The organism is Paenibacillus eucommiae, assembly GCF_017874215.1.
GTDB classification, from domain to species: Bacteria; Bacillota; Bacilli; order Paenibacillales; family NBRC-103111; genus Paenibacillus_AI; species Paenibacillus_AI eucommiae.
Genome location: NZ_JAGGLB010000005.1, coordinates 341089 through 358358, shown reverse-complemented (window position 1 = coordinate 358358; position 17270 = coordinate 341089). Strand labels below are relative to the sequence as shown.

Here is a 17270-nt window from a genome sequence, read left to right as displayed (position 1 = left end):
ATGCTTTGCTTCTTCCCCGACGATGTCCACAAGCTGTTCCTGCATGAGGAGCCTCGTATGACTGTGATCCAGCAGTTGATCCAATTCCGGAAAAATAACGCGATAAATTCAGCGAAAAATGTTTGCAGCAGCTTCTTAAATGCCTCGTCGTGCGGCAAGGATGCTTTTCTTATCTTTTGGTCTGTGCCTTCGCCTTCTTTTTTGCTTAGTTTACTTTTATCAGCCATTCAATTCTCCTCCCTCAAATCTGCTCAAAATGAACAAAAAAACACACTCCAAGCGCCTCAATTACAAAGGCGTTCAAAGTGTGCTTCACTCCGTCATTCATATGGTGTCATTGTATCTCAAAAACGGCAATAAATCAAATCTAATTATCTCTTATAAACTAAGCTCCAAAATATCGCGAACATCCTGCTTTTCCAACTTTTTGAATGAGCCAATTGAACCGAAACGCACTGCTTCCTCAGCCATCCGGTCCAGATGCTCACTGCCGATTCCGAAATCAGCCAGTCTGCTTGGAGCACCGATACTCGTAAAGAAAGCCCGCGTGGCTGCGATGCCCGCTAATGCTGTTTCCTCATCCGTCTTCCCGGTTGGATCGATCCCCCATACCCTGACTGCATATTGGACAAACCGGTCAAGTCTCTCTTGAAAAACAGCCTTCATCCAGTTGGGAAATACAACCGCTAAGCCAGCACCATGTGGAATGTCATAGATCGCACTAATTTCGTGTTCGATGCCGTGTGAAGCCCAATCGTTCTGCACCCCAACACTAATCAAGCCACCATTTAAAGCCATAGTCCCTGCCCACATCAGATTAGCCCTTGCAGCGTAGTCATCCGGTACGGCCAGCGCTTTCGCGGCATTCTCAATTACAGTCAGAAGTATCGACTCACAAAACCGTTCCTGCAGAGGAGTATCCGCAGTTCGGCTGAAATACTGTTCAAAAACATGCGACATGATGTCAACGGTGCCATTGACCGTCTGGTCCTGTGGAACTGTATAAGTAAGCGTCGGATCCAATATTGAAAATTTAGGATACAGGTGCGGGCTGCCGAGGCCCCGCTTCTGCTGTTCCTCCCAATTGGAAACGACTGCATTCCCGTTCATTTCAGAGCCGGTAGCGGCTAATGTCAGGATAGTACCCAAAGGTATCGCTTCGCGAACAACGGCCTTGCGAATACAGAAATCCCATACATCACCTTCGTAAGGAACGCCCGCCGCAACAGCCTTCGCTGCATCAATGACACTGCCTCCCCCGACAGCCAATATAAAATCAACCTTATGGGTCCTGCTGATCTCGATGCCCTTCTTCACTGTCGTTAGACGAGGATTCGGCTCCACGTTAGGCAGTTCAAGCACCTTCGCGCCGATCCCATTCAACTGTGACAACACACGGTCATAAAGACCGGTTCTCTTGATGCTGCCTGAGCCGTAAACGAGCAGGACGGTTTTGCCAAAAGGCTGTACCAACTCACCCAGCTTTTCCACAGTATCAGGTCCGAAAACGATTTTCGTCGGATTTTGAAATTGGAATGCATTCATACGCTTGCAGTCTCCTTCTTTTTTGCAGAGTAGGTTGTGATGCTGCTTGCTGTATCGATTCCTTCATTATACCAGAAAACGGGTTCCTGACCGAAAGGGATAGTGACGATAAGAAAAAACTGCACTTCCTTATCTGACTCCCTTGAATGAACAGAATTAACTTTATCACTGCAAAGCTTCACCGCAAAATAACATGTAATACCCCTAGAATGTTTATTTTATCTCAGTTACAATTGTGCTTTTATCGATATTTTCTAAACTATAGCTTTGTATTACCCAATTATTTTCTTCAAAATGATAACTAGTTACTAATATCGCAAGCGAATTCAGCTGTAAATTTCCAATAATGAATAAGTGCGATTGTCGTTTCTTCCGCGGAACCAGACAGATTTGCTTTCTTGCTCATACTGATCTTCGCGTCTTCTTCAATAGTGAGTCCGTCTACAACCTGGAATTTCTCTTGGGAACCATTAGGATTGTCGGGTAAAGATAGAATAGTGTGGGTTGGTAAATCTTCCTGAATATCATTGCCATTAAAAATTAAGCTCCTTAAGTAATTTTCATTTGCTGCAAGAATTATTAATGCTAAAACTATCACAGTTACGCTTCCAAACAAAGGTTTATAGCGTTTAAACAAACGTCTTTTTTGCACTAAGCGTTTCTCCACGAGCCCATGCGACGTCCTTTGAGGAGTGTGTTCATGGCGTTGGTGCATTACGGAGGTAAGGGATGTGGGCTCCAGCCGCTGTTAAAGATTTGTTCCCTTGAATGGAATGGATATGGGGGTTGGAACAAATCTTTAAAGGCGGACGCTATCGCTCTTCCTCCCACACCCCTTACCTCTCTCAGCTACAATCGCACGAACACCAAGCTCAAACGGACAACCAGCAAGGTTTTTTCTCTTAGTTAGAGGAGATTTCCTAGCAGGTGCAGGAGCTGGTGATGAAGACTGCCAGTAGAAGTTACTTTCCTGAGGGAGAGGGATAGTGGCGATAGGATAATCTTCCTTTCTGACTCCCTCGAAGTGCGTGTTCGAAACTTGGAGACGTTGCGGAGGGTAAGGCTGAAAAAAGGCTGCCGATAAAATAGATTGAGTACATCATCCTCAACCCATTTTGTCTGCAGCCCCAAATCAGATATATTAAAGTTAGCTATGCGTTTCGGTTTAATCCAGTGTATGCAATGCTCTGTCCAAATCATTGATTAACGATTGTACGTTTTCCAGCCCTACAGAAATCCGCAGTAAAGATTTTGGTGCTGATACACTGATCGTTTCGTTCATTTCACCGGCCAATTTCTCATTAAATGGTAACAGTGCAATCAAACTCTCAAAGCCTCCCCAGCTCGAGCCAACCTCGAAATATTGCAGCTGCTTGAGCATTTTCGCGACTTGTTCCGGTTCACCGGAAACAGCGATGCTCATGACTCCCGAGTACCCGCTCATTTGCTTAAGTCCTAGCTCATACTGCGGATGGCTTGCCAGACCGGGATAAAATACTTGAGATACTTTAGGGTGCCCCTCCAGAAAAGAAGCCACTCGCAGGGCATTTTCTTGATGCTGCTTCATGCGCACAGGCAAAGTCCTTATGCTGCGCGTAACCATCCAGGACAAATGTGGATCCATTACAGCGCCGAACATCGCCCGCTCCTCATGGAATCCCGTTCCCATCTCCATGTCTGCGCCGATGACCACTCCACCGATCAAATCACTGTGCCCACCTATGTATTTGGATAGGGAATGAATGACCAGATCGATACCAAAGCACAGCGGATTTTGAAAAATAGGTGAAGCCCAAGTGTTATCAATTGCCGTATAAATGTCATGTGACTTAGCTATGCATGCAATTGCCTCAAGATCCTGCATCTGATACACCAGCGAGGAGGGGCTTTCCAAATAGATCAGCTTCGTCTCAGGGCGTATAGCCGCTTTGATTTCTGCTGGATCATTCCCTTCAACGAAGGTCGTGCTTATCTGAAATTTACGCGAATAATGCTCCAGCAATTGGTTTACTCTACCGTACGTGTTCTTTATGCATATAATGTGGCTTTCGTTAGCAGCAAAATAAGCAATGACCGCAGATATTGCAGCTACGCCTGAGGAATAACACACCGCCCAATTCCCTGCCTCCAAGGCTGCCAGCTTCTTTTCTGCCAGTTCAATGGTCGGATTACTGATTCTTGAATAAGCATAACCATGATCTGTATGTTTGTGTGTAAATAAGGTGTTTTGAAAAATAGGTGGTATGATCGCTCCCAAGTAACGATCATACTCATCCCCCAAGTGTGTGCATATATCTTCGGACGCCAAGTGTTTTTTCATAATATCAAAGCCGCAACTGTTCTTCCCGGTAGTGGATGGCCTGACAGGAAATTTTCCCCCATCCCTTCAAATAGTCCGCACCCCCGGCATCGGAGCCACTGGCATAGTACAAGGCGGTAATAATGGTGCCATCCTCGATCTGCACGGTTGAGGGATATCCGACATCCAGGCTTTCCGCCCCGTCCCCCGCCAACAGTACCTCTTCATTGCGGTTCCAGGTTTGGCCTCCATCCTCGCTAAGCAAAGCACCGCACCCGTAAGGGCGTACTCTTCTGCCGAACGTAAGTAGCAGCTTGCCGCTTTGGAGCACAGTGACATCCGCGGGATGCTCATAATCACGGGTAATTTGTACCGGCTCGCTCCAGGTCCGTCCATTATCTTTACTAAACAAAGTGGAAATATAGCTGTAGCGCTGGTCATTGCGGGCGGCTGCAAACAACGTGCCATCTGGTAAAAAGGCATAGGAGGTTTCATTAAAGCCCATGGCAACCAGAGACTCATCCCCCCATGTGACACCACCATCTGTGCTGCGCACTAATATACATGCGTTTTTGATGCCTTCAACAGGCTCACGTAAGGTGCCGTATACGGACATATACAAAGTCCCATCAGATGAAGTAATTATTCTTCCATAGGGCGAAGCCAAGGTGAGAAACTTGGATGTGTAGGAGACCGGTTCACTCCAGCTTTTGCCCCCATCTTTGCTAACTACGGTAAACATTGCAGCCACCTTGTATCGCTCATCTTCTGCAGCAGCAGGAACGTACTTCAGCCCGTGCCCTTCCTGATCCTCTTCATAGATGTGCTGCTTTGCCTCCCAGTAGCCCAAAACCAAATGTCCTTCGTTATTAACACCATACGCCGGATTACGTACATCATCATAACGGGGAGCTACCTCTACAGGGTCGGACCACGATTTGCCGCCGTCATTAGAGTTGGAAACAGCCAGCGTACCCGAGATGCCGACATGCGGCGCACCAGTCCTGTATACTACAGAGAGGCTGCTGCTGCCAGTTTGCACAAGCACAGGGAAAAATCCTTGCAGCGAGCAAATAAGGTATCTCTTCAGCCTGCCCCTGCGGCCAACGAACATATCGGATTCTATGCTTTGATATCTCAATTCTCCAGTTCCCATAACTTTTCCCTCCACTTTTTCCCTAATCCTTTTTCCCACTATCCTTTAATGGCCCCTGAAGTCAATCCAGAGATGATATATCTTTGTCCGAAAATCAGCAAAATCAACAATGGAATGATCGAGATCACGGATGCAGCCATGGATGCCGCGTGATTCACATGCATTTCACCGGAAAACATTTTCACAGCGAGCGAAATTACATATAGATCGGGCTTGCGCAAATACAAGAGCGCCGTTTCGTAATTGTTCCAGGAGCTTACAAAGTAGATCAATATGACCGTAAATAAAACCGGTTTGGACAAAGGAACAACAATTCTCCAGCAAATTCGCCAGTGGCCGCAGCCGTCTATTTTTGCCGCATCAATCAGCTCATTGGAAATCGTCATAAAAAACTGACGCAAAAAGAAAATAGCCATAATCGGATTTAGAAACGCGCCGATCCACTGCGAGGTCAAGGTGTCCAGCAGACCAAAGCTGCGAAAAATAATGAAGTTCGGAATCATAACCACCTGAAAAGGAATCGCCAGCGTCGCAATCATCAGCAAGAATATGAAATTACGGCCAGCAAAGCGAATTTTCGAATAAGCATATGCGGTCATGCTGCCTACAAAAACAACGCCAATAATAGACATCAAGGTGACAATAAATGTATTGAAATAATACAAACCAAAATTATATTTGGATGAAAATAACAGCTTGTAACTGCCCAGGGTCGGATGCTTGGGAATCCATTCGATTGGAAACTGAAATACTTCGGCGCTCGTCTTCAGTGATGATGAAAGCATCCAGACAAACGGCAGGAGCATTATGCTTGCAATTCCCCACATAATGACACTGGTTACAGCTTTCGTAAACCATTTGCCCATTGTATGCCTCCTGCCTGATCTACTCTACAGATCAATAATGTACCCATTTTTTTTGCGCTTTCCATTGAATTAATGTAATGATAACGACTATCGCGAAGAACACCCAAGCTATGGCTGAAGCGTAGCCCATCCTATAGTAGTTAAATCCAAGCTTATAAATATAATAGCCGAGTACATAAGTGGAGTCGCCTGGACCCCCTTCTGTTAAAATTTGAATATTCGACCACTGCTGGAAAGCTTTGAGCACAGACATAATCACGATAAAAAAGGTCGTTGGAGAAACAAGCGGGACCGTGATGTTAATAAATCTTTTAAAAGGACCCGCCCCATCAATTTCTGCAGATTCGTAAAGCTCCTTCGGAATACTCTGCAAGCCTGCTAAATACACAAGCATATAGAACCCTAATGTCGTCCATATCCCGAATAAAGCGACGGTAGGCTTAGACCAGAATTCATCAAGCAGCCAGGTTGGTGGATTTTTGATTCCGATCGCTCCAAGCAGCAGGTTGACAGGCCCCTTCTGCGGATTGAACATCAGGTGCCAAACGATCAGAATCGCCGCCATATTGGTAATATAGGGGAGAAAGTATATAACCCTCAGAAACTTCCTCCCAAAAACGAATTCATTTAAAGCGATCGCCAGCATCAAGGCCAGCACGGTTTCAACCGGCACTACAAGCAAGAACCAAAAATTGTTGTACAAGGACGTCCAAAACAACTCATCTGTCAAAAGCTGCTTGTAGTTGTCAAACCCGACAAACTTGGTATTTCCCAGGCCACCGATCAAATTCCAGTCTGTAAAGCTTATAAATAGTGAATAGCCAAGTGAATACATAACCAGAACCGCTAAACCGATTAAATTAGGCAAAATGAACAAATAGCCGGTTATATTTTCACGTAAATTATTTCTGTTTTTTATCAAGAAGTACCACCTGCAATCCACGGCGCCTCAGACGCTATTTAAGATTTTTGATGATTTTTTCGGCTTCGGTCTGCAGCTTGCTGATAAAATCGTTCAACTGCACCTTGCCGCTATAATAATTGCTGCTCTCTCTGTTCAGCAGATCCATCAGTGCATTTCTGATACTTGGATCTACAACAGGCGGATTTAAAGCACTTTTCACCGAAATCGATTCATCATTCACCTTTTTAATCTGATCAATAAGCTCCTGCGGGTAAATATCTGTATGCTCCACATTATCATTGTCGGTAAAGCTGTTGAATAAAGAAGCGAACTGGCTAACATCGGTTTTTTTGTAAGAAGGGATTACACTCAGAATGTCGTAGCTTTCCGTAGCCATGAACTTCACAAATTGGTAAGCTTCATCCGGGTGCTTGGATTTTGCCGAAACTGCATAGCCATACCCCGCAGAAATATTCTGCACCTTCGAAGGCGCGCTTTCATTGATTTTCGGTGCGAACGTAGCTCCCAATTTCATGTCGATGCCATCCTGCCAAAACACTTTATCGTTAAATCTGAACATATTCCATTGCACAGGCGTCCACCAGTTCCGGACGATCATAGCCGCTTTATTCTGTGCAAGCAGAATCCGGTTATTCATTTTTTCAATCTCCATTTGAACGAACGTAGGCGCCAGATCCTCATCGAAAAGCTGCTTATGCCATTCAAGTGCTTCTTTGACTCTCGGATCATCGAAGTTCGGACTCCCGTCCTCCTTAACCCAGTTCCATCCGGCACTTTCGGCAGGCATCAAGGCAGAGCTAGGCGCCCGGTAGCCGAGTACAAGCCCGTATACTTTGTTTGCTCCCTCACCATGTGTTAATTGTCTGGCAAGCTCAAGCAGTTGCGGATAAGTTGTGTTTTCATCAGGATAAGTCAATTTCTTTTCATCAAACCTATCTTTGTTATACCAAAGCACATCGAATGCAATGTTATAAGGAAGGTAATAATTTTTGCCATCTGTCTGAATATCCTTCATCACAGGACCAAAGTTTTCTGCCAAATCAAAATTGTCCTTCTGCGCCAGCGGATTCACATCCAGCAGCACGCCCTGTTGGCCTTTTTGGACAGAGTTTTCATAGTCTACCACGATCACGTCCATCGTTTCATTCCCTGCCAGGGCAATGTCCAGAGCTTTGTAATATTCCTTCTCGTCATTAGGAAAGTCCTTGTATTCGACTTCAATATTCGGGTGCTTGGCATTCCATCTTTCCAATAAACGATTAATTCTGTTGTTATCATTCAACGAATAGGACGCTAAAACAATCTTCACTTTCTCTTCCTTATTTTCATTCCCTTTTTCTCCAGCTGAGCCTGTTTCCTCCGGTGCTTGCTTACCCCCGCCACATGCTGTTACAAGAGCAATCACCAGTGTCAGAACTAAAGCCAGATATAATCCTTTTCTTTTTTCACGCATCATTTGTAAGCCTCCCCTTAATCTTGTTTCATTTCCTGACATCTTTAATATTAAAACAGTTGTAAGCGAATTCATATGAGGTGATCTTGATAAATGGAGGGTAAGTTCCATGAACGCCCGGTTATTCCATACCAATTTCTATGGTAGCTTTAGTCCAGTGGAGCACTTTACTGTGTAATTGCATCACTGCCTTCTCCCCATAGATCAAATGTAATCTTTGACTGATATTGCGCAGACCGATATGAGCGTCACCCGCTTTGACATGCAAGGAGGCATGAATGGCGGATAGCTTTGCTGCCTCAATTCCAGCCCCGTTGTCAATGACAGACACGATTAAACGCTGCTGGACCATCTGAATGCTGATGAAGATTACGCCTTTCCCCTTTTTCAGATCGATGCCATGGATTAACGCATTTTCAACCAGCGGCTGCAAAATAAATTTAATGACCTGCTGCTTCGCTGCTGAGGGTGAGATCGCCCATTTCACTTTAAGCTTGTCGCCATAACGAATTTGCTGAATATACAAGTATGCCTTCACGCGGGAAATCTCTTCTTCAATCGTCGTCATTTTCATATCCGTCTGCAGACTGGAACGCAGAAACGCAGATAACTCATGAATCATGCCGCTTGCTTTATTTTCCCCGTTCGTCAGCTCCATCGCCATCCATTTGATCGTCTCCAAAGTGTTGTACAGAAAATGCGGATTAATCTGCTTCATCAGATTAGCCAGCTCTGCTTGTTTAAATTGCAGCTCGATCTCTCTTGCCTTCACTTCGAAGGTATAGATGTCGCTCATCAGCTTTTGAATTTTCTCGATCATGGCGTAGAGATGGACCGATAACTCGGCAATTTCATCCGTACTCTGAATGACAGGGAAATGCTTGTCCTGAAACCCGCCTTGAATCATATTCCTTATTCTCATAGCAAGCTGCTGCACAGGCTCAGAAATGCTACGGGCAATTAAATAAATCGCACCACTAATCAGGATCAGGATAACAAGCAGCAAATAGCCGTAGACGAGCGTTATTTCCCGTTGGCTCTGAAAAATATCCTTCGTATCGATCGAACCAATGACCTTCCACTGCGTCTCACCGAGCGCATCATGCATGAGCAGCTTCTCCCGCCCCTGGATCGTTCTCTGCACGATTCCCTTGTCTTGATGAAAGATATCGTCCACTGCGAGAATTTGCTCTGCCATCGCGGCATCCTTCTTATTATAAATAATCTCCCGGTTAGAGTCGGCTACGATAAAATTCAAGGATGGGATGCCCAGGTCTTCACCTAAAAACTTGAACTCAGCTTCATTAACAGCTAGCAGATAGTAACCAATCAGCTTGCTGGAGCTTTGGGTGCTGTTGATTTTTTTGGCAATTGAAATCACATGATCCCCGAATGGATCGCGCCTCTCATTGAAATAAATCGTTTCCCCATTGGACTTCTCTAGTAAGGGATAGATCGCCGTTTTTTGAATCGCCTGTTGATTCAGAAAAGACAATATGGTGGAGAAAACCATCTCCCCTTCCTGATTGTAAATATTCACATAATTTATATTTTTGCTAATAATGTGCTGGTAGGAAAACTGTTTGATCAGCTCTTTCGCCACATCCTCACTGCTGCCTTCCCCCTGCATCAGCTGCTGCAGCTTGCGGTCGAGCAATATGGCCGTAGAAAAGCGCTCCGAATTTTTCAAGTTAAATTCAATTGAATTTTCGGATTGGAATAAATATTCAAAATAATATTTTTTCACCTGATCCTTCATCGCCAGCGTGGCATAGTAGTAATTCACAATAAAAATAACAGCGATGCCCACTAAGCTGATGGTCACCAGGTACATCGATAATTTCAGACGGAAGCTGATTGGAATTTTCCTTTTTACCTTATACAGCATAATATCGCTCGAATTCTCAAGATTGTGAATATCGGCAACCTGCCGTTTCATCCGCTGGATCGGCGAAGCCATTTTCAAGGAAAACCAGCTGCTGCTCAAGGCTGCAATTAGCATTAGAACTATACATGCGGCGATTAGAATCTTCACATTTTGCAGCTTTATGGCCTTATAGTCGGAATCCACAATATGGGGCTTAATTTCAAAACCATACCGTTCATTAACCATATCGCTTACTCCCGCCTGGGTGCGGCTCAAATCCGAGTTCTCCACTGACATTTCATAGGCAAAGGTCGAATCCGGCTGATTCAGAAAAAGCTGAATCGCTTTGGAATCAACGACAAGTGTCACGATCATTTCATCATCGATTTTTTTGCTGTACGTATAGCGGTTTTCAAACAGAATCCGAAAATATTTCGCTTCAGCCACTTCGTTTTCCAACGTAAACGTGCCTGGAGGGAGCCAAACTCCTTCCTGATTGTCATGCACCTTATCAAATTGCGGCAAGCCGTAAACGTTTGAAAGACGCAGCGAAGCTGCAGATATAGAACGCGTTGTAGACATGTAGGATCTTCCATTTTTCAGTGAAATAATGATCGTTTCAATATGAGGATTTAAGAAAATAGTTCCGCTAAGCGTTTCTTCAACCATTTTGATGCGTTCCAATTCCGCATTCGCTTCCTCATAATGGTTCGTTGACATGGAAATCAGATCTTTATTTTCAGAAATTAGCAGTGCGATTTTCTCCGTTTGTTCAAACATGGTGACCACATTATTCATCACTCTAAGCTTAATGTGCTCCAGAAGTCTGCTGCGTTCACTGTCTATCTTTTGCGCTGACAGCTCAAACGAGACCCATGCCGTAAAAGCAAACAAGCATAAGGTGAGTATCATAGATGAACAAAAAATCTTCCGCCGCATCGTTCACTTCACACCCTATCCCAATATTGAGCTGGAGTCAGATTCGTCATTTCCCGGAAAACCTTACTGAAATGCTTCGCATCATTATATCCGACCTGATAAGCGACCTCGTATATTTTCAAATGCACATTTTGTTTCATAATTTCTTTCGCTTTGTTAATCCGGGTCTGCTTTAAATATTGGCTAAAATTGATGCCTTCTTCCTTCTTGAAAAGATGCGACAAATATTCGCTGGACGCACGAAACATTTCCGCCAGTTCAATAAGCGAAATCGGTTCAGAGATATGCATGTCGACATATTTTTTTATATCCTTTATCATTTTATGGGCCGTACTCTTCATCTTTAGCTCCGCATGCTCAAATAGTACGCCTAATTGCCGCACCACAGTCTCATGAAGCAGCTTCAAGCTTGTAGCATCCATCATCTCCTCCACTTCACACGGCAGTTCCGCAAGCTCAGCATAGAGGGATTGTACGAATGCTATGTATTCATTTCGAACACTTTGCATGTCATATGCATGTTTATTTTTAACATATTGATACATTTTTAATAAATTTTGGTTTATTTTGACGCCGTCATTCATGTGGAATGCTTTCTCAATTTCCTTCGCAAACTCCTTCGCAAGCCCTTCCTCCATGATAAACTCTTTAACAACAGTTGAAGTTTCCTCATTAGCAAAAATAATAGGCTCAGAGCTGTAAAACATCTGCTGCTTCAACCCGTTCAAAGAGGCCAAGGACAAGCAGGAACCAATCCTCTCATTCTTGAAAGCCTCCCCAAAAAGAATACTGTCAACAGGCAATAAAGCAAATAACGAGCTTGCTAGTTCCAGCAGTTGTTCCTTCGTGTTCTCTTCCTTCTGGGAAACAAAAATGAGCATATAGCTGAGGCTCCGCTCTTCAAGCGCTATAACTGCCTCTGCATGGGGTAAAGTTAGGAGCTGCTCTGTGAGGATGCTTTTATTATGTTCGTTGATGCTTGCTCCTTTAGATGAGATAGTTGGAGGTGATGAAATATACATAATACGAAACGACATGTCTTCATAGCATTGTGAAAACTTGGACAGCAGCTTGCGATACCACTCCTCATCGTACATCCCGTTCATCCATTTAAAAAAATCAGCAGCGAACAATTCATTCATCAGCTTCTTTTCATCCGCTTTGTTTTGAGCAAGCAGCGCTTTTTTCTCACAAAATCCGTCTAAAATCCGCTTGATATCCTCAATTTTAATTGGCTTCAACAAATAGTCCATCGCCTGGTAACGGATTGAAATCTGCGCATAATCAAAAGTATCATACCCGCTTATCATCACAACGTGAGCTTCACTTTTGTGCTCATACAAATGCTTCAGCAAATCCAGGCCGGATTCACCGGGCATTTTAATATCCAGAAATATCAAGTCGACCGCATTGTGACTGAGAACCTCCAACGCCTCGGACACACAGGATGCTTCAAAAATGGTGGTCACTTTATACGGCTCCCAGGGAACGAACTTCCGCATCCCTTCTCTAAGCACGTGCTCATCATCTACCAGCATAACTGAATACAACGCCTCACCCCTCCTTATCCGTAATCCTACCTTAAACAAACCCCAAAATGTTGTCAATGACCAGAATAAAAGAGCCTGACTCAGGATTAGAGCGGCTCTCTTAAGAACATGTTAGTGCATAAAATAAGGTGAACTCGGATCAATTTGATGGGACGTCACAAGCTCCGCCCTCACAATTGGGGGCGTCTGCCCCTTCACTGCCGGCTGAGTTATCTACCATCGTTAAAGTGTTGTCTTCATCCCAGGCTTTCTGCATAGTTTCCATAAAGACTTGACTTGGCTGAGCACCAGAAATCCCATATTTGCGATTAATGACGAAAAATGGAACGCCGCGGATTCCAAGCCGGCTGCCCTCTTCCTCATCGGAACGTACCTCATTCGTAAATTGACTGCTGGCCAGCACCGCGGCGGCTTCCGCTTGATCAAGACCTACTTCTGCTGCCAGTGCAGCCAGCGTCTCATGGTCGCCAATATGCTTGGAATCGGTGAAATAGGCTTTAAGCAGACGTTCTGTCATTTCACTTCTCTTGCTATGCGTTGCAGCCCAATGCGTTAAGCGGTGAGCATCAAACGAGTTCGTTAGAATCATCGTGTCAAAATGATAGGTGAGGCCCACGGCTGCTGCCTGTTTGGTTAAGTCATCATTAGCAGCTTTGGCCTGCTCCCGGCTCATACCGTATTTGGCTGACAGCATGCTGTGCACATCTTCCTTAAGATCCCGGTCAGCATTCGGATCGAGCTCAAAGCTCCGAAAAACAACCTCAACTTTATCCCGATGGGCAAATTGCTCTAACGCTGCCTCAAAGCGCCGCTTGCCAATATAGCAGAACGGACATAAAAAATCGGACCAAATTTCAACTTTCATATATGAACCTCCTGTCAGATCATTAAAGCAAATTGTATGCCTATTTCTCTTTTTAAGCAAGAGCAACGGTTATCGTATCATAAGAAAAACACCTTTGCGGCGTCCTTTGAGGTGCATGTTCGTAACGTAGGAACGTTGCGGAGGTAAGTGGTGTGGGCTCCAGCCGCTGTTAAAGATTTGTTCCCTTGAATGAAATGGATGAGGAGGTAGGAACAAATCTTTAAAGGCGGACGATATCGTTCTTCCTCCCACACCCGTACACGCTCATTTCAGCGAGGGTGGGCTGCTACTACTACGATCAAACGGATAACGGACTATCAGTAGAAGTTACTTTCCTGAGGGAGTGGGATAGTGGCGATAGGATAATCTGAGCTTCCTTTCTGACTCCCTCGCAGGATGAAGAGTCACACCGTCCACTTTCCCACTGTAAAGCTACACTGTGTATTCGGGAATTTTTCACTCCAGGCATCACCCAAAAAACTTATACTTTCTAATAAGTTCACAAAAAAACCGCTGCGTGATTCATTCTGCACGCAGCGGTCCCTCATTCAAACAAATTATACAATTATTCCCAATAATTAATCTCTTCTACTGGAATTAAGCTCATATTCATTTTGATGAAGCTCTTTAATCATATTTTTAAAAAACATATTTTCCTGGTCACTCAAGCCGTACTGATTATCTTTACTAATCAGATTTCCGATGTTACGTTTGAGAATTTCACTCCGGCGTCCTAGTAATTTTACATAAGTCAAGTTAATAACCTCCTGCTTACTTCGATTCCGAGTTATTTTTGTTCCAGTTCCAATTCCAGTTCCATTATCTATCCAATTCCTGTGCAATTCCTGTCAATTACCTATCCGCTACCTATCCGTTCTATCCGTTTCCTATCCGCTCCCCATTCATTTTCCGATCCATTTTGCTTCCGAATGGGACTTTTTAAGTATAACAAAGATCATTTTTAATGAACAATTGGCTAAGAAAGCCTCATCCATGCTCAGCGGGGCTAAGAAAGGATGAGGCCAGCTCAGCACAGGGTATTCGGAAACTTCCTTCCGTATCCTCCCAATAAGGTCCCTATACTTTAAAGCGGTCAACAACCGTTTGAAGCTCCACCATCAATTGGTTTAAGCTTTGTGCCAGCGAATGAACATTCGCAAACATGCCAACCTGCGATTCAACACCAGCCAAAACCTCCTGCGAACTGGCAGCCGCTTGCTCAGACATAGCTGAGGTCGACTCCATAAAAGCCAGAATGTGATTTTTGCTGCTGCCTACAGTTTCCATCGACTCCGTAATCCTAGCGATCAGCTCACGGGTTGAAGCTAGCGTTTCTTTCATCGTTATAGAAGCCTCAGAAGTCAGCTCCACCGAGGACTCCTGATGCCGGATAATGGCTGCCGCGTCGTTCATTGAGCTTAATGTGCTTTCTGCTGAATCCTGTACATTTTCGACCAAATCCTGAATTCGCTCCGAAGCCTGACTCGCCTGCTCAGACAGCTTGCCTACCTCGGCGGCGACTACCGAAAATCCTTTACCATGCTCTCCCGCCCTGGCCGCTTCAATAGAAGCGTTCAAAGCAAGCAGCCTGGTCTGCCTCGAGATACCGGTTATCGCCTCAGCCATTTCACTAATAGCATCTATATCTGTTTTCAGATTGTTCAGGCTATCCATGACGTTCTGCACAACCTGCACGTTCTGCTTCATAGAATCGGCCAGCGACTCCATTGCTGCAAGACCCTGCTCCTGCTTCGCTTGTCCGGCATGATTATAATCGTACAGCATCTGTGTATGTTGCTTGGATTCATCAATATAAGAGGCCAGCTTCTGGACCGCTTCCATCCCCTGCTCTACCTCTTCCGACTGCTTGATGGAAAGCATTGTCATCTCATGAACCGTTGTGTTGATCTCTTTGGCCAGCTCAAGTGTGCGGTCCGTCGTATCTTTGATCTCCCCGGCATCCTTGCTGCTGGATTCTGTCGCTCGCTTCACATCTATAACGATAGAATGAATTTTCTCAATAAAACGGTTAGCCGCAGAGGAAAGCCGCCCAATTTCATCCTGCGAGCCCGCCGGAAGCCGGTGCGTCAAATCACCATTGCCTTCACTGATTGAAGTCATGGCATGGTGCAAGCCCGCAAGCCGTTTAAACTGGCGGTTAACTACTGCAAATAAGACGAGCCCGACAAGCAGCAATCCACATACTGTGGAAACCACACTTATCGTGCGGATCCGATTCAATACATCTGTGGAAAGAGCCATGACAAAGCCTTGTCCATTGGATAAGGTGGATATGTAGTAATTCACTTTTTTCCCTTGGAACGAAGAGGTTAGCCTCGCTGTTTTTTCCTGCTGCAGGTACTGAGTGATATCTGGAATCTGGGCATTCAGATTAGGTATCGACGCATCGCTGGCATACAGTAGATTGCCTTCCTTGTCCGTTACACCTGAGAAAAGAACATCCGTGCTGAGATTTGTTTTTAACTCTGCAATCAATGACTCCGAGCCAATGGTCTGCTCTAACTCCGACAAGCGTTGTCCTTCCCGTCCAACCTGCACAATACGCGAGGATGACCAGCCGCCGACTCCGACATATTTAAATATTTTGCCATCGATCGTCCGTTCTGTTGCTGGCTGCGCTACCCGGTCCTTCGCCTTGTCGATCAAGCTCATAAATTCATAAGCTTGTCCCTGCAGATCGGCACTGAAATTAAAATCCACGTGGGGAGCTGTATTCGTAAGCGCAACTTTCCCTTTGCCATCCGTAACCCATATTTCATCAATTTCTGCTTTGGCGGCAATCTCTTTGATCATATCGTAATTCATGCCCTGCTCAACGAGATAGGAAACGAGCACAGCCTGCCCGTACATTTCCTTCTCCATAACCTCTTCCGCTGTTCGTTTGGCAATCATCGTGTTCTCAATGCCCAGCTTGGCAATTTCCATCGTTGTGTAGCCTTTATTATAGATGCTATGGGCTGCTGTATCGTAAATAATGGCCGCCATACCGACCGTAACCAGGATAAAGGTAACCACCATAGGCCAAATGATTTTGTATTTTATCGACTGAGAGAGCATAAGTACGGAACACTCCAATTCTGATCATAATCTGACTTCTAAAATTTCGACATATTCTGCCAAAGTCCTCTTCTAATCAGCGAAAAAAATCGGTATAAATACCTATTTTCAAACAAATATATTAAGTCTTATGGCGTCCTTTGATGAGCGTGTTCGTGACTTGGGTGCGTTGCAGAGGGAATGGCTGTGGGCTCCAGCCGCTGTTAAAGGAAAAACACCTTGCGGCGCCCTTTGAGGTGCGTATTCGTGACTTGGGTGCGTTGCAGAGGGAATGGCTGTGGGCTCCAGCCGCTGTTAAAGATTTGTTCCCTTGAATGGTATCGATGAAGATGTAGGAACAAATCTTTAAAGGCGGACGCTAACGCTCTTCCGCCCACAGCCATTCCCTCTCTTTAGCTACAATCGCACGAACACCATGCTCAAACGGACAGCCAGCAAGGGTTTTTCTCTGGATGGAAGGAGATTTCCCCGCGGACCAAGCCGCTGGGACTGAAGATCGGCCCCGCCAGCGGGCACAACCAAGAGGTTCTGCATCCCCTTTTACCACCCAAAGAGGCCATCCCTCCTCTTTTAACGATGAAAATCATCATTAACGTGCCGATTGACCTGGAAACACTCCTTTTAACGATCAAAAACATCGTTAAGTCAGCAGAGGTTGCTTTCCTGAGTAAAGAAGGGATAGCGACGATAGGGAAAAACTGTGCTTCCTTTCTGAAAGTAAACTTAT

14 protein-coding genes are annotated in these 17270 nt (G+C 45.0%); all 14 read right to left on the bottom strand.

Annotated elements, in window-relative coordinates:
* A partial coding sequence (locus J2Z66_RS10930) for a hypothetical protein (protein ID WP_209971414.1) occupies nucleotides 1-227 on the bottom strand: 227 nt, incomplete at its 3' end.
* Nucleotides 228-378: 151 nt separating this feature from the next.
* The gene (locus tag J2Z66_RS10925) at nucleotides 379-1545 is read right to left on the bottom strand and encodes an iron-containing alcohol dehydrogenase (RefSeq protein ID WP_209971413.1); all 1167 of its coding nucleotides are present in this window, start codon (nucleotides 1543-1545) and stop codon (nucleotides 379-381) included.
* A 301-nt stretch (nucleotides 1546-1846) separates the two neighbouring features.
* Nucleotides 1847-2197 carry a hypothetical protein gene (locus J2Z66_RS10920; RefSeq protein WP_209971412.1) on the bottom strand — a complete coding sequence of 117 codons (351 nt, stop codon included), beginning with the start codon at nucleotides 2195-2197 and terminating at the stop codon, nucleotides 1847-1849.
* 513 nt (nucleotides 2198-2710) lie between these two features.
* Nucleotides 2711-3865: a trans-sulfuration enzyme family protein gene (locus tag J2Z66_RS10915; protein WP_209971411.1), complete on the bottom strand. Its 1155-nt coding sequence runs from the start codon at nucleotides 3863-3865 to the stop codon at nucleotides 2711-2713.
* A gap of 4 nt (nucleotides 3866-3869) precedes the next feature.
* Nucleotides 3870-5000 (bottom strand): sialidase family protein, encoded by a 1131-nt coding sequence (locus J2Z66_RS10910; protein ID WP_209971410.1) that lies wholly within the window; start codon nucleotides 4998-5000, stop codon nucleotides 3870-3872.
* Nucleotides 5001-5038: 38 nt separating this feature from the next.
* A complete protein-coding gene (locus tag J2Z66_RS10905; RefSeq protein WP_209971409.1) occupies nucleotides 5039-5866 on the bottom strand; it encodes a carbohydrate ABC transporter permease in 828 nt (275 codons plus the stop codon).
* Between the two features lie 31 nt (nucleotides 5867-5897).
* Nucleotides 5898-6788 (bottom strand): carbohydrate ABC transporter permease, encoded by an 891-nt coding sequence (locus J2Z66_RS10900; RefSeq protein ID WP_209971408.1) that lies wholly within the window; start codon nucleotides 6786-6788, stop codon nucleotides 5898-5900.
* 34 nt (nucleotides 6789-6822) lie between these two features.
* Complete coding sequence (locus J2Z66_RS10895; protein ID WP_209971407.1) at nucleotides 6823-8247, bottom strand: ABC transporter substrate-binding protein; 1425 nt, start codon at nucleotides 8245-8247, stop codon at nucleotides 6823-6825.
* Between the two features lie 118 nt (nucleotides 8248-8365).
* The gene (locus J2Z66_RS10890; protein ID WP_209971406.1) at nucleotides 8366-11050 is read right to left on the bottom strand and encodes a sensor histidine kinase; all 2685 of its coding nucleotides are present in this window, start codon (nucleotides 11048-11050) and stop codon (nucleotides 8366-8368) included.
* An 8-nt stretch (nucleotides 11051-11058) separates the two neighbouring features.
* A complete protein-coding gene (locus J2Z66_RS10885; RefSeq protein WP_209971405.1) occupies nucleotides 11059-12600 on the bottom strand; it encodes a response regulator transcription factor in 1542 nt (513 codons plus the stop codon).
* Nucleotides 12601-12739: 139 nt separating this feature from the next.
* Complete coding sequence (locus J2Z66_RS10880) at nucleotides 12740-13465, bottom strand: DsbA family oxidoreductase (protein WP_209971404.1); 726 nt, start codon at nucleotides 13463-13465, stop codon at nucleotides 12740-12742.
* Between the two features lie 578 nt (nucleotides 13466-14043).
* Nucleotides 14044-14220 (bottom strand): hypothetical protein, encoded by a 177-nt coding sequence (locus J2Z66_RS10875; protein WP_209971403.1) that lies wholly within the window; start codon nucleotides 14218-14220, stop codon nucleotides 14044-14046.
* 322 nt (nucleotides 14221-14542) lie between these two features.
* A complete protein-coding gene (locus tag J2Z66_RS10870; RefSeq protein ID WP_209971402.1) occupies nucleotides 14543-16543 on the bottom strand; it encodes a methyl-accepting chemotaxis protein in 2001 nt (666 codons plus the stop codon).
* Between the two features lie 358 nt (nucleotides 16544-16901).
* Nucleotides 16902-17090 carry a hypothetical protein gene (locus J2Z66_RS10865; protein ID WP_209971401.1) on the bottom strand — a complete coding sequence of 63 codons (189 nt, stop codon included), beginning with the start codon at nucleotides 17088-17090 and terminating at the stop codon, nucleotides 16902-16904.
* Between the last annotated feature and the right edge of the window lie 180 nt (nucleotides 17091-17270).

Coding starts and splice junctions, on each gene's coding strand:
- J2Z66_RS10925 (WP_209971413.1), bottom strand. CDS start 1,545: ATGAATGCATTCCAATTTCAAAATCCGACGAAAATCGTTTTCGGACCT.
- J2Z66_RS10915 (WP_209971411.1), bottom strand. CDS start 3,865: ATGAAAAAACACTTGGCGTCCGAAGATATATGCACACACTTGGGGGAT.
- J2Z66_RS10910 (WP_209971410.1), bottom strand. CDS start 5,000: ATGGGAACTGGAGAATTGAGATATCAAAGCATAGAATCCGATATGTTC.
- J2Z66_RS10905 (WP_209971409.1), bottom strand. CDS start 5,866: ATGGGCAAATGGTTTACGAAAGCTGTAACCAGTGTCATTATGTGGGGA.
- J2Z66_RS10895 (WP_209971407.1), bottom strand. CDS start 8,247: ATGATGCGTGAAAAAAGAAAAGGATTATATCTGGCTTTAGTTCTGACA.
- J2Z66_RS10890 (WP_209971406.1), bottom strand. CDS start 11,050: ATGCGGCGGAAGATTTTTTGTTCATCTATGATACTCACCTTATGCTTG.
- J2Z66_RS10880 (WP_209971404.1), bottom strand. CDS start 13,465: ATGAAAGTTGAAATTTGGTCCGATTTTTTATGTCCGTTCTGCTATATT.
- J2Z66_RS10870 (WP_209971402.1), bottom strand. CDS start 16,543: ATGCTCTCTCAGTCGATAAAATACAAAATCATTTGGCCTATGGTGGTT.